Origin of the sequence: Tistrella mobilis (assembly GCF_041468085.1) — a bacterium.
In the GTDB taxonomy this organism is placed as follows: Bacteria; Pseudomonadota; Alphaproteobacteria; order Tistrellales; family Tistrellaceae; genus Tistrella; species Tistrella mobilis_A.
In genome coordinates this window covers 1,030,358-1,042,867 of sequence record NZ_CP121017.1, presented here as the reverse complement: position 1 = coordinate 1,042,867, position 12,510 = coordinate 1,030,358, and the positions used below count along the sequence as shown (strand labels likewise).

Here is a 12,510-nt window from a genome sequence, read left to right as displayed (position 1 = left end):
TCATATCCTGAAACAGGGCGATGCGGCGGTCAGGCGTCGTCGTCGCCGACCGCGGCCGGCTCGCCGGCCTCCGCGGCCTTCACCTCGGCCGGGGCGCGGGTCATCATCGCCTGACGCTGATGGAAATAGCCGATCGCGAACCGGCCCTGATCCTCCACCCCCAGATGGCGCGGCAGGTTCGAGGGCAGGCCGTCGATCACCTCGGCGATCGTCGTGTCGTACCAGTGGGCAAGACCGCCGCGATCCTTGCGCAGCTTCGCCGCGTGATGGGTGCTCCCCCGCATCAGCACCGGGAAGATCGACCCGGGCGTTGCCGAGGCCGCGCCGTAGAACCGGTCGCGGATGGTGGCGTTCAGCCCCGGCAGTGCCGCCCGCTGAAGGTTCTCCAGCACCGCAAACAGCCGCCCCAGCCGGTAGCCGGTATTGGTTTCGGCAGGATCCAGACTCACGAGATCGCCCTCCCTCTCCAGGGGTTCCTTTCCCGACCGCCGGAGCAGCCAGGCCTTGAGCATGGCGACCCTGAGGGCGGAAATCTCTCCGTCGGCACGGATGCGCATCAGCGCCAGTGCCGCCATATTGGCGGGGTACGGGCGGCCGCTCAGCACCGCCCGCATGATGTCGCCGCCAAGCTTGGGCGGCAGATTGTCGAGCTTGCCCTGCGGCGCCAGGGCCTTCAGCAGCGCATAAACCGACACCGGCCGCCCCGGATCGATGCCGGGGTCGAGGCGGAGGTCGTGCCAGTGCTGGCGGACATGATCGACCGCATCGCCCAGCCGGTCTTCGTACCAGAAGCGCAGCGCCAGCCGGGCGGCGTTGGGCGCCAGCCCCAGCACCCAGAGCCGGGTATCGGGGTGGAGATCCGCCGAGATCGCCTCGCCCATCGTCCGCCCGCGGGCGAGCGCCGAGAGCGCGGTGCGAACCCGCTTCGCCTCCTCGTCGCTCATCTTCAGGTCGATTTTGGGCTTTTTTGCGGTGCCGTCCTCGCCCGCCTCGTCGACCTCTGCACCCGCGTCCTCGTCCATCAGCCCGTAAGTGGGGGAGACGGCATTGACGAGCACGCGGCTTGCGGTGTCGTCGGCGGGGTTGGGGGCGTCGGTCCAGAACACCGTGGTTGCATCGCCGATCTGCACCCGGTGTGCGCCATCGGGCGCCAGCAGCTTGTTCAGCACCGCGCCATAGGCGAAGGCGACCCGTTCCGAAATCGGCGCATTCGCCCCCTGTTCCTTGCCGAAGGAGGTGAAGGCACTCAGATTGAACGAGACGAGAGAGGCACCAGCGGTCTGCGCACCACGCACGCCCTTAATCGAGGGGTGCAGCTTGGCGATCGGGGCCACGATGCCGCTGACCAGGCAACGCCCGGCCGCCCCCGCCACCGCTTCGCGTCGTGCTGCCCAGGCGGCCCGGGCCGCCCGGAAGCGGTGCAGATCACGCACGGTGCCACGGCCGAAGCGGAAAATGAGATTACCGTCCACGGCTTCGATCGGAATTTCGCCGGCCTCGACCGCCGCCACCGCCCGTTCGGGTGTCCAGTCCTCCAGGAATTCCAGCAGCTTGAGCAGGGCGCGGTCCTCGGTTCCCGCCAGCGCCTCGGTATGCAGCTGCCGGAAGGCCTCGAACTCCTTCTCGGCCGCCACCGCACCGGCATCCGGCGTCTTGCCGGCGCGCTTCACGCCCAGCACATAGGCGGATTTGTCCCAGAGGAAATTGGCCGCCACGCCCGAGGTGCGCTTGATCGCCGCCGGCACCGTCATGCGCAGCGGTTTCGGTTTCTTGCCGCTGCGGTCGCCCAGCAACAGCACCGGCGGCACGCCGCCCGGCTGGAACCGCTCCAGATCGACCGCGGCGTCGATCGCCTGTTCCGACATCCCCTCTTCGGGAAGATCGGTATCCCCGCCCTCGATCCGGCGGTCGTAATACTCGGACAGCTGCTGCAGGATCACGACACCACCTCATCCGACTGCGGCGGCGGCACCGTGATCACGCCATCGACCATCCGTGCCCGGAAGAAACGCGGCTGCATGCCATGGGCATAGTCGATGTCATAAAGCATCCAGCCCAGATCCCGCGTGCCGGCCAGGTCCGCATGTGGCACCGGATCACCCTCCACCGGCCCGAAATCGGCGGCGAATTCGCGCGTGCCCAGGCAAGGCTGCTGATAGCACTGCCCGCGCGCCAGCCGCCGGTTGAAGATGTCGAGATGCTTGCCCTCGTTGTCCGACGGCCCCGCCGCCGCGGTCAGCTCGAAATGGGCCTCGATGATATAGGCGACATCGCGCAGCACCACCGAGGCGCGCTGCTGGCGGTCTTCCTCGACGATGGTATAGACGCCCGCGGTACTCCCGGCCGCCCGCGCCCGCTTGACCACCCCGGCCGCGATCTTCGAGCCGACCTCGTTGCGCCTTATGGTCTCGAAGCGGATCGGGTTGAGCACGATGATCCGGTCGATCCGCCAGCGGATCGCCGGTTTCCAGTGGATCGCCTCTATGATCCCGCGCGCCGCAGAAGGTGTCATAACATCATATGACACGCGCTCCACTTTCATCTCCGGGCGTGTGTAGAGCGCACGCGGACCGGTGACGTGGAGCCGAACGCCGAAAGCCATCGTCCTCACCTTTCCGAGGGAGAAGACATGAAGGGTCGTTGGGGGCCGACGCCGCCGGCCCCCGGATGACCGTCTTCCAAAAACATCAGTTTCAACCCACGGCCGATGTGAAATATCAGCCGACAGAGTAATTTGTAACCACATTATTCCCTTTTGGAAGAATGAGCGTCAAGCGCTATTTCTGATGATTTTGAAAACGTCAGAAGAGCAGTTTTTCCACCGCCACAAACGCCGGCTCGTCCCAAACCAACCCCACATCCTCGCGGTACAGGCTGGAATTGGTCAGAACCATGAACTGCTCCCCATACCGCTCCCCACCCACCACACGCGCCGCACTTGCCTCCACCAGCATCTTCCGGATCCGCGGCGGCAGGGTCACGACATGGCGTTGCAGCAGCCGTGCGGCCCCGCCAGCGCCGCCGAAGCGGTCGAGGGCGGCCGGGTCGGCGGCATCCAGTGCCGCCACGCAGGCTTCGGCCTCGGGCGTGGTCGGGATGATCAGCGGCAGCATGCCGTCCTCGATGATCCGGTAGAGGGCGGCGATGGTGGCGAAGGGGATGGCGAGGCGCCGCGGGCTGTCGTGCAGCGCCATGATGTTTGCGCCGTCCAGCTTGTCGAGCATCTGCCAGAACAGAGCGTCGAAATAGAGCCGCATCGCCTCGGGCGAGAGCGGGTCGGCGATGCCCTGCTCGGCCATCAATGTCCGCGCCGTCGCGGCCGCCGCCAGCGCCTGGGCCAGGCGTTTGGGCTGGTCCGCCGGGTCGGCGGGGGTGAAGACCTCGACGATCCCGCCCTGGCCCAGCCGGCCCTCGCGGTTGCAGCGCCCCGCGGCCTGGGCGATCGAATCGAAACCCGCCGCCGCGCGCAGCACCATCGGCAGGTCGATATCGACGCCGCATTCGATGACGGTGGTGGAAATGATCCGGCAGGCCCCGCCCGCCGCCAGCCGGGCGCGGATCTCGTCCAGCCGCCGGCTGCGATGGGCGGCGGTCATCAGCGCCGACAGGTGGAACGCGCCCTCGGGCGCCGCTGCCGCCAGTGCCTCGTAAAGCCGCCGGGCATGAAGGCGGGTGTCGACCACCGCCAGCGCCTGGGGCGTGGTCAGAAGCCGCGCGATCACGCCGGCATCGTCCAGACTGCCCGCATCCTGCACACGCACCCGCGCCAGCCGCTGATGCAGGGCAGAAGCGTCGGAGACGATCTCGCGCACCGCCCGGAACCCGCCCTCCAGCCCGAACACCTGGGCGTATTCGTCCACGACCTCCTGGCTGTCGTCGGGCGCCACCAGCACCGGCTGCGTCGCCGTCGCCAGCACCACCGTCACCCGGTAATTCGCCGCCAGCTCGTCGAGCATCGCGACCGTCGGGCGCAGCAGGCCGCGGGGCATCATATGGGCCTCGTCCAGGATCACCACCGAGCGCGGGATCGCCTGCAATTTGCGGCAGCGCGCCGGGCGGTCCGAGAACAGGCTTTCCAGGAACTGCACGGCGGTGGTGACGATGATCGGCCGGTTCCAGCGCTCCATCGCCCGGCGCAGCTTGTCGCGGCCCTGCCAGCGCTCCTGGGCCTCCGGCGGGATGTTGCGGCGGTCCAGATCGGCTTCGGTATCGAAGGCGCTGTGATGTTCCAGCACCTGATCGGCCAGCTCCGGCCCGAGCGCCGCCCGGATCACCCCGGCGGTCTGCTCGATGATCGAGGTATAGGGGATGACGATGATCACCCGGTCGAGGCCATGCGCCTCGGCATGGGTCAGCGCGAAGGCGAGCGAGGCCAGCGTCTTGCCGCCGCCGGTCGGCACCGAAAGCGAGAACACCCCCTGCCCTGCCGATGCCGCCGCCCGGCAATCGGCCAACACCCCGGCGCGGGCGGCCACCACCCGCTCCGCCCCCGCCTGCCCGGCGGCCCTGGCCGCAGCATCGGCGGCGAGGCCGTCGATGAACCCGTCCACCCGCCCCCGCAGCACCGCCATGGGCGCGGGTGCGAAACCCGCCTCCGGATCCTCCCGGCCCTCGGCGGCGGCATGAAAACCGGCGGTGTCGGCGTAATCGGCATCCACCAGGCAGGAGAACACCATCCGGGTCATCACCGCGAAGCGGAACCCGGCGCGGTCGTCCGGCGCCTCCCCCGGCCGCGGCGGCGGCAGACGGAGCCAGCTCTCATCCGGTTCGGGCGGCGGGATCTCGTCTTTCCAGGCCGAGGCATCATCGAGCCGCTTCTTCTCCACCCGCTCCCGCAGGCTGCCGCGGCCACCATCGCCCTGATCCTCGAAATCGGCCAGCCCGGCATGATGCCCGGCCACGGCATAGAGCACCGCCTGCGCCCCGGGCAGACCCCCGGCCAGCCCGCCGGCGCGGTCGCGGATCATGTCGGACATCACCCGCGCGCCCCAGGTCGCATGATCGACCTTGGCGACATCCCCGCGCAGCCGCGCCTGAAATTCCGGGGAATACTTGCCGCTGTCATGCAGCAGCCCGGCCGTCCGGGCAACGCTCTCCTGCCCGAACCGCGCCGCCCGAAACCCCGCGCCCTCGCCCACCGCCCGCAGGTGATCGGCCAGCAGATGCCACGCGGTCTCGGGCCGGTCCTTCAGCGAATGGGCATAAAACGGCATGTCGTGACCGCATGCGGGGAATGGGGCCCCAGCAGGTTACGATGCGATCACCACACGTGCAAGGCGGAGATGTGGGGCGGATGGTCGCGCGCCCGTCTCGGGAGGACCAGGCCGCCCACTGTCTGATATAGTTCCGCAGTGCGGTATATTCCTGTGGATAAAATCCGTCTTTTGGGAACCGGGAACATCAGAAAATGCCCGCGCGCCGTCTATTGGGAACCAAAAGCCGTCTTTTAGGAACCAAAACCCGTCTATTAGGAACCACCACCCTCTGATAATACATTGAAAATCAACATGAAAATCAGCCTCATGGAGCCCTAAAACTATATAAAACTAATTAAAACCTTAAAACGCCCCCCCGATCCGGTTGAGCGGACTGGCGGGGCATCCGACCGGCCGCCGGCCACGTAGAACCGCCGGGACCACATGTCGAGGCCGGATGGATGGAGCTTCCCCTGTTGCCCCTCTTCCCCGAGGCCAGTCGGGCTGCCGGGTTGCAGCGGCTGGACGGGTTTCTGCCGCGCGCCGGCACCGCCTATGCCCGCGATCGCAATCATGATCGCGGAGCCGCGGTGGTGCGGGGCAATGTGTCGATGCTCTCGCCCTTTCTGCGCCACCGGCTGGTCAGCGAGGCGGAGGTGATCGCCGCCGCGGTCGGGCGGCACGGGGCGGCGGCGGGGAAGTTCGTCGAGGAGGTGGGCTGGCGCTGCTACTGGAAGGGGTGGCTGGCCCGCCGGCCCGGTGTCTGGGCGGCCTGGCGGCAGGGGGTGGGGCAGGATCTGGCCCGGCTCGCCCTCGACCGCCGCCTGGCGGCCGCGGTCGAGGCGGCCGAAGCCGGGCGGACCGGCATCGACGGCTTCGATCACTGGGCCCGGGAACTGACTCGGACCGGCTATCTGCACAATCATGCCCGGATGTGGTTCGCCAGCATCTGGATCTTCACGCTGAACCTGCCCTGGCGGCTGGGGGCGGATCTGTTCATGCGCCGGCTGATCGATGCCGATCCGGCCTCCAACACCCTGTCCTGGCGCCAGGTTGCCGGGCTGCACAGCCGGGGCAAGGCCTATGCCGCCCGCGCCGCCAACATCCATGCCTTCACCGACGGGCGGTTCAACCCTGCGGGCCGGCTGAACGAATCCCCGCAGCCGCTGGACGAGGCGCCACCGCCACCCGCCGGCCCGGTGCCCCGGCCATACCCGGCCGATCCGCGCCTGCCCGCCCTGCTGGTGCTGACGGAGGATGACGGCCGGCCCGAAACCCTGTTCGACGGGCTGGATATGCGCGGCGCGGTGGCGCTGGACCTCACCCCCTTCCGCGCCGTCGCCGGCCCGGTCGCAGAGCCGGCCGCGGCTTTCGCCCGGGGGGCGCTGGCCGATGCCGCCGCCCGGCTGGCCGCCGCCGGCGGCCCCCCGGCCCTGCCGGTCAGTGCCACCACACTCCGGGCGCTTGCCACGACGCTGATCGATGATGCCCACGCCGCCGGCGCCCGGCAGATCGTGCTGCCCCATCCCGCCGCCGGTCATGCCGCCATGGTGGTGGATCAGCTGGCGCCGCGGCTGCAGGCTGCGGGCCTGCGCCTCGCCACCCGCCTGCGGCGCTGGGATGCCGCCGCCTGGGCCGGTGCCACCCATGGCTATTTCCGCTTCCGCGAGGGCCTGCCACCGCTGGTCGATCTCGCCCTCTCGGGCGGGGCGGAAGAGGTCTGCCTCACCGACGAGAGCCGCCGATGACCGAACGCCCTGTCCCTGTCCCTGTCCCTGTCCCCGCCTGCACCCTGCTGCATGATGGCAGCTGCCCGCTCTGCGCGCGTGAGGTGGCGCTCTACCGGCGCCTTGCCCCCGAAGACGGCCGCGTCGGCTTCCTGGATGTCTCGGCGGAAGACGGCCGCCCTTTGCCCGCCGGCATCGACCGGCGCCGGGCCATGGCGCGGCTGCATCTGATCACCGCCGACGGCCGGGTGGAGACGGGCGCCCGCGCCATGCTCACCCTCTGGCAGCAGCTGCCGGGGTTTCGCGTCGCCGCGCGCCTGCTGCGGATCCCACCCCTGCCCTGGCTGCTGGAGATCGGCTATCGCGGCTTCCTGGTGGTCCGGCCGCAGCTGCAATGGCTGGCGCGGGGCGGCCGCAGCCTCAGGCCAGCTGCCCGAACCCCACCGCCGCAATGACCAGCTGAACGACATTCAGTGTCACGCTTGCCCGGTGCAGCCGGGCGAAGCGGCGGCCGGCGGCAGGATCGCCGCCAAGTTCGGCATCCCGGGCGCGGTTCACCGCGGGCAGAATGCCGTGGCGGGCGATCAACCCGAGCGCCGCCACCAGGGTGAACAGCAGCGCCGGCAGCCAGCGCGCGGCAAAGGCCGCGGCAAGTGCCGTGACGAAGCCGGTCAGGATGATCAGCAGGTAATAGCGCGGAAACATCCGCCGGATCAGCCGCGTCGCCGGCTGCGGCTCCAGTGTGGTGAACACGGTCGGCGCCACGATCCCTGAGAAGAACACCATGGCCCCCAGCATCACGGCCGACAGGTAGAGCGCCACAACTCCGGGGGCATCGATCAGTCCTGCGGCATCGATCATGGCGGCCTCTCATCTGTTCTGGCGGGGCGGGGTCTCCTGTTCAGATATGGTTCGTGCCGCCCGGATCCTCTGCGAGCATCCGGGAGCAAGCCGGTGTCACCATCGGTCGGTCGCGGGGTCAGGACTGCGGCAGGGGCAGGCGGCTGTCTTCCTCTGCCACCGCCGGGAAGCGGGGATCGCCCGAGGCCCAGTCGCGCTTGGCGTCTTCGATCAACGCCGGATCGCTGGCGACGAAGTTCCACCACATCGACCGCGGCCCATCCAGCGGCGGGCCGCCGATCAGCATCACCCGCGCCGCGCCGCCTGCGGCCTGAAGCCGCGGCCGGCTGCCCGCGCGCAGCACCGCCAGCATGCCGGCCTCGTGGGGTTCGCCGTCGATCAGAACCGCGCCGTCGATCACCACCAGCCCGCGTTCCGGTGCGGCATCCGGTACCTCAAATGCCGTGCCGTCTTCCAGCGCCAGATCCAGGCAGAGCGCGCCGCCCGGCGCCTCGACCGGCGAGCGCGCGCCATAGGCCTCCCCCGCCACCACACGCAGGATGATGCCAGTGCCGATGCGCAGTTCGGGCAGGTCTTCCGCGGCATGATGGGCGAAGCCGGGCGCCCCCTGCTCTTCGGGCTTCGGCTGCGCCAGCCAGATCTGCACCCCGTCGAGCACCGATCCTCCCGGCCGGTCTTCGGGCGCGGTGCGTTCCGAATGGGCGACGCCATGGCCGGCGGTCATCAGGTTCACCGCCCCGGGGCGGATGGTCGCAACCGTGCCCAGGCTGTCGCGATGAACGATGGCCCCCTGAAACAGATAGGTGAGCGTCGCGAGGCCGATATGGGGATGCGGCGGCACGTCGAGCCCGGTGCCGGGTGCAAAGCCGACCGGTCCCATCCGGTCGAAGAACACGAAGGGCCCGATCGCGCGCCGCTTCGCATAGGGCAGCAGCCGGGCGACGTTCAGCCCGCCGATATCGCGCACCCGCCCGCGGATCACCATCTCCACCGCCGGGCACCCGCCGGGGGCGGCCTCGCCGGCCATCCCGTCCTCGAACCTGCTCATAGGATCCGTCCTCGCTCAAAGCCCGTTATTGCCTTGAGGCTAGCCCGCAGCTCCCCGCCAGGATAGTCCCGGCGGCGGTGACGCAGTGTCAACGCTCAGGCACCGGCGGCCCCCCGCCGGTCGCGCGCCCAGGCGGCCGGCGACACGCCGACCAGATCCTTGAAACGGCGGCTGAAATGGGCCTGGTCGGCAAAGCCGGTCTCCAGCGCCGCCTGAACCGTGGGGCAGCCCGCCGCCAGCAGCCGCTTCGCCGCCTCGACCCTGAGCTGGATCTGATAGGCATGGATCGGCAGGCCCACCAGCCGGCGGAACTGGCGCATCAGATGCCAGGGGCTGAGGCCGGCCGCGGCGGCGATCTCGGTCACCGGCAGGTCTTCGGCGAAGCGGGCATCGATCAGCGCCCGTGCGCGGGCGATTTCGGGTGAAGCGGCGGCGGCCTCAACCCGCGCCGTGCGGCCGCTGCCATGGCGGGCGACCAGCATCACCGCCGCCTCGCGCAGCAGCACGTCGCGGGCAAGCCGGGTTTCGGGCCGGCACAGCGCCTGATGGGTGGCGATCAGCCGGGCGTGAAGCCCGGCATCCTCGATCACCGCACATCGGAACCCCACCTCGGGCGCATCGCCGCCGGCAACGCCGCCGCCGGGGCCGAATCCGGCCGCTGCCGCCGCCTCGGTCAGCAGCGCCATGGGCAGATAGAGCGCGCGATAGCGCAGCTCGTCGCCCACCACCCGGCTGCCGGTGTGCAGATCCCCCGGATCGACCACCGAGATCCGCCCGGGGGCGGCGGCATGGGTGGCCCGTTCCCGACGGAATTCCTTCACCCCGGCCTCGATCAGCCCCAGCATCAGCGTGTCGTGGGTATGGGGGCGGAAGCGGTGCCGGCGCAGGCGGGCGAAGGTGGCCTCCACCCCGGTCGTCCCGGCGGCGACCAGCCGCACGCCGTCGGTCAGCCCGGCATAACCCTGCGCAGGATCGGACAAGACCCGGCCCGCCGGATCGCTAGGCTCGGCAGAGGTCTTCCGCTGTCGATCGAGGTTCTGGCCCATGTTTCCGCATTCCGATCCCTGGACCCTGCTGTCGCAGGCTGCCGTCACCCTGCCCGAGGGCTCGGTGCCGATCGCCCCGCCACTCTATCAGACCGCCGCCTTCTCTGCCGAGGACGCCGAAGGTTTCGCCCGGATGGCGACGACGCCGATGCATGAGGGCTTCTACACCCGTTATGGCAACCCCACCACCCGCGCCCTGGAACAGGCGGTGGCGGCGCTCGAAGGCGGCCCGGCCGCGGTCGCCACCGCCTCGGGCATGGGGGCGATCACCGCCGTGCTGCTCGCCTTCGCAGGCGCGGGCGATCACGTGGTGGCGCAGCGCCTGCTCTATGGCGGCACCACCGGCCTGCTCACCCGTCTGGCCCCCCGGCTCGGCATCACCGTCGATCTGGTCGATCAGGAGGATACCGGCGCCTTCGCCCGGGCCGCCCGTCCGAACACGACGCTGATCCTGCTGGAAAGCCCCTCCAACCCCCTGCTCCGGCTGACCGATCTGGCCGGTGTTGCGGCCTTCGCGCGCAACCGCGGCATCGTGACCATGATCGACAACACCATCGCCACCCCGCTCAACCAGCGCCCGCTCGGCTTCGGGATCGATCTGGTGATGCACAGCGCCACCAAATATCTGTCGGGTCATGGCGACGTCTCGGCCGGCATCATCACCGGCCGTGCCGATCTGGTCGAACGGGTCTGGCAGGAAGCGCATCTGCTGGGGGCGACGCCCGATCCCTTCGCCGCCTGGCTGGTGCTCCGGGGCCTGCGCACCCTGCCGATGCGGGTTGCGCGCCAGAACACCACGGCACTTGCCGTCGCCCGCCATCTGGCGGCGCATCCGCGGATCGCAGCCGTTCATTATCCGGGCCTCGACGGCCACCCGCAGCGCGATCTGGCCCGCCGGCAGATGCCCGACGGCGCTGGCGGCCTGCTTTCCTTCGAGGTGGCCGGCGGGCTGGATGCCGCAGAGGCCATGATGTCCCGGCTGCGGCTGATCCGCCGCTCGGCCAGTTTCGGCACGCCGATGACGGTCGCGGTCCATCCGGCGGCGATGTGGTCGGCGATGATGACGCCGGATCAACTGACCCTGACGGGCCTGCCCGCCGGGTTGATCCGCCTGGGCCTCGGCTTCGAGGATCCGGCGGCGATCATCGCCGATCTGGATGCCGCCCTGGGCTGACGGCGGCGTTCAGCGCCCCAGCACCCGGGCCAGCACCGCCACCCCGCACCGGATCGCGGCCGGGTCGAGCCCGGCATAGCCGAGGATCAACCCGGCCGTCTCCGGCCGGGGGGCTGCCGGATCATACAGGGCCGAGACCGGGTAAAGCCCCACCCCGGCCGCCGCCGCGGCTGCAATGACCGCGGCTTCGCGGCCGGCCGGCACGCCATTCAGCCAGACGACCAGATGCAGGCCGGTGGCGGCCCCCGCAACCGTCACCGGCAGCCCCGCCAGCGCGTCGAGCAGCACCGCACGCCGCGCGGCGTTGCGACGGCGGATGGCACGGACATGGCGCTCATAGGCGCCGCTCTCCAGCATCAGGGCCAGGGCCTCCTGCCCGATCAGGGCGGTGTGCCGGTCGGTCACGCGCCTGGCTTCGGCAAAGGCCGGGGCAAGATCGGCCGGCACCACCAGATACCCCAGGCGCAGGGTGGGCGAGAGCGTCTTCGAGACCGTGCCGACATAGATCACCCGCGCCGGATCCGCCGTCTGCAAGGCAGGGACGGGGGCGACGTCGTGGCGGTATTCACCGTCGTAATCGTCTTCGACGATCAGCGCCGCCCGGGCCCGGGCCCAGGCGAGCAGCGCCCGCCGTCGCGCCGCCGACAGCACCCCGCCCAGGGGAAACTGGTGCGAAGGCGTGACATAGGCCAGCCGGGCAGAGGGCAGACGATCGGTGCTCAGACCCTCGGCATCCACCGGCACCGGCACCGCCACCCCACCCGCCGCGGCGAAAGCCCCGCGGGCGAGCAGATAGCCCGGATTTTCGATCACGAAGCAGTCGCCGGGATCGAGCAGCAGCCGCGCTGCAAGGTCCAGCGCCTGTTGCGACCCGTTGACCACGATGATCCGGTCGGGGCCACAGCGGATGCCGCGGGCCCGCCACAGATAGTCGGCCAGTGCCCGGCGCAGCGCCGGCACCCCTTGCGGATCGCCATAGGCCAGCCGGTCGGGGCGGCGCAGCAGCACCGTGTTCATCACCCGCCGCCAGGCCAGCACCGGGAAATCGGCTCCCGCCAGATCGCCATAGCGGAAATCCGCGATCCGGAACACGCGCGCCGGCGCCGGGGCCGGCAGGTCGGCAAGCCGCCGGGCGAAGGCCGACAGCTGCCGCGGCGGGGCCGATTCGGGCGCCGCCGGCACCACGTCCCGCCCCAGCCCTGCGGCCACTTCGGCCCGCGCCCCCGGCCGGGTGGTGATGTAGCCTTCGGCCACCAGCTGGCCGTAGGCGGCGGTCACGGTGGTGCGCGACGCCCCCCATTCGGCGGCGAAGCTGCGGGTCGACGGCAGGCGCTCCCCCGGCTGCCAGACGCCCTCGTCGATCCGCGCCCGGATCGACGCAACGATCCGGCGGGCAATGCCGTCCTCGTCAAACTGGCCCACCTGATTTCTCCGGAACCGGACATTCCTGCCGGTCCAG

10 protein-coding genes are annotated in these 12,510 nt (G+C 70.3%); 3 read left to right on the top strand and 7 right to left on the bottom strand.

Annotated features, from left to right (window positions below; translation table 11 throughout):
- Window positions 1-29: 29 nt before the first annotated feature.
- From cas8c to P7L68_RS10545, 3 genes are all read right to left on the bottom strand, one after another.
- Window positions 30-1,940, bottom strand: coding sequence for a type I-C CRISPR-associated protein Cas8c/Csd1 (gene cas8c / locus P7L68_RS10555; protein ID WP_372004993.1), 1,911 nt, complete (start codon window positions 1,938-1,940; stop codon window positions 30-32).
- On the bottom strand, window positions 1,937-2,602 hold the full coding sequence (gene cas5c, locus P7L68_RS10550; protein WP_372004990.1) for a type I-C CRISPR-associated protein Cas5c: 666 nt from the start codon (window positions 2,600-2,602) through the stop codon (window positions 1,937-1,939). Before cas5c ends, cas8c begins: the two co-directional genes overlap by 4 nt.
- Before the next feature lie 199 nt (window positions 2,603-2,801).
- The gene (locus P7L68_RS10545) at window positions 2,802-5,213 is read right to left on the bottom strand and encodes a CRISPR-associated endonuclease Cas3'' (protein WP_372004987.1); all 2,412 of its coding nucleotides are present in this window, start codon (window positions 5,211-5,213) and stop codon (window positions 2,802-2,804) included.
- A 443-nt stretch (window positions 5,214-5,656) separates the two neighbouring features.
- On the opposite strand from P7L68_RS10545, the gene P7L68_RS10540 reads away from it, so the two are divergent.
- Both P7L68_RS10540 and P7L68_RS10535 read left to right on the top strand, forming a co-directional pair.
- Window positions 5,657-6,943, top strand: coding sequence for an FAD-binding domain-containing protein (locus P7L68_RS10540; RefSeq protein WP_372004985.1), 1,287 nt, complete (start codon window positions 5,657-5,659; stop codon window positions 6,941-6,943).
- Complete coding sequence (locus P7L68_RS10535) at window positions 6,940-7,377, top strand: thiol-disulfide oxidoreductase DCC family protein (protein ID WP_372004982.1); 438 nt, start codon at window positions 6,940-6,942, stop codon at window positions 7,375-7,377. Before P7L68_RS10540 ends, P7L68_RS10535 begins: the two co-directional genes overlap by 4 nt.
- Here the strand turns inward: P7L68_RS10535 and P7L68_RS10530 are convergent.
- The 3 genes from P7L68_RS10530 to P7L68_RS10520 all read right to left on the bottom strand — a co-directional run bounded on the left by P7L68_RS10530 (window position 7,343) and on the right by P7L68_RS10520 (window position 9,811).
- Complete coding sequence (locus P7L68_RS10530; RefSeq protein WP_372004980.1) at window positions 7,343-7,783, bottom strand: DUF4149 domain-containing protein; 441 nt, start codon at window positions 7,781-7,783, stop codon at window positions 7,343-7,345. The two genes, P7L68_RS10535 and P7L68_RS10530, sit on opposite strands and share 35 nt — an antisense overlap.
- A 118-nt stretch (window positions 7,784-7,901) precedes the next feature.
- Entirely contained in the window at window positions 7,902-8,831 is a 930-nt protein-coding gene (locus P7L68_RS10525) for a pirin family protein (protein WP_372004977.1), read from the bottom strand.
- 95 nt (window positions 8,832-8,926) lie between these two features.
- Window positions 8,927-9,811, bottom strand: a complete 885-nt coding sequence (locus P7L68_RS10520; protein WP_372004975.1) for a helix-turn-helix domain-containing protein — start codon at window positions 9,809-9,811, stop codon at window positions 8,927-8,929.
- 64 nt (window positions 9,812-9,875) lie between these two features.
- On the opposite strand from P7L68_RS10520, the gene P7L68_RS10515 reads away from it, so the two are divergent.
- Window positions 9,876-11,051 carry a PLP-dependent aspartate aminotransferase family protein gene (locus P7L68_RS10515; RefSeq protein ID WP_372004973.1) on the top strand — a complete coding sequence of 392 codons (1,176 nt, stop codon included), beginning with the start codon at window positions 9,876-9,878 and terminating at the stop codon, window positions 11,049-11,051.
- A gap of 9 nt (window positions 11,052-11,060) precedes the next feature.
- Here the strand turns inward: P7L68_RS10515 and P7L68_RS10510 are convergent, their stop codons facing one another.
- A complete protein-coding gene (locus tag P7L68_RS10510; RefSeq protein WP_372004971.1) occupies window positions 11,061-12,473 on the bottom strand; it encodes a PLP-dependent aminotransferase family protein in 1,413 nt (470 codons plus the stop codon).
- Window positions 12,474-12,510: the final 37 nt, after the last annotated feature.

Excerpts from the sequence above, each read along its gene's own strand:
- P7L68_RS10540 (WP_372004985.1), top strand. The coding sequence starts at position 5,657 with ATGGAGCTTCCCCTGTTGCCCCTCTTCCCCGAGGCCAGTCGGGCTGCC.
- P7L68_RS10530 (WP_372004980.1), bottom strand. The coding sequence starts at position 7,783 with ATGATCGATGCCGCAGGACTGATCGATGCCCCCGGAGTTGTGGCGCTC.
- cas5c (WP_372004990.1), bottom strand. The coding sequence starts at position 2,602 with ATGGCTTTCGGCGTTCGGCTCCACGTCACCGGTCCGCGTGCGCTCTAC.
- P7L68_RS10525 (WP_372004977.1), bottom strand. The coding sequence starts at position 8,831 with ATGAGCAGGTTCGAGGACGGGATGGCCGGCGAGGCCGCCCCCGGCGGG.
- P7L68_RS10535 (WP_372004982.1), top strand. The coding sequence starts at position 6,940 with ATGACCGAACGCCCTGTCCCTGTCCCTGTCCCTGTCCCCGCCTGCACC.
- P7L68_RS10515 (WP_372004973.1), top strand. The coding sequence starts at position 9,876 with ATGTTTCCGCATTCCGATCCCTGGACCCTGCTGTCGCAGGCTGCCGTC.
- P7L68_RS10545 (WP_372004987.1), bottom strand. The coding sequence starts at position 5,213 with ATGCCGTTTTATGCCCATTCGCTGAAGGACCGGCCCGAGACCGCGTGG.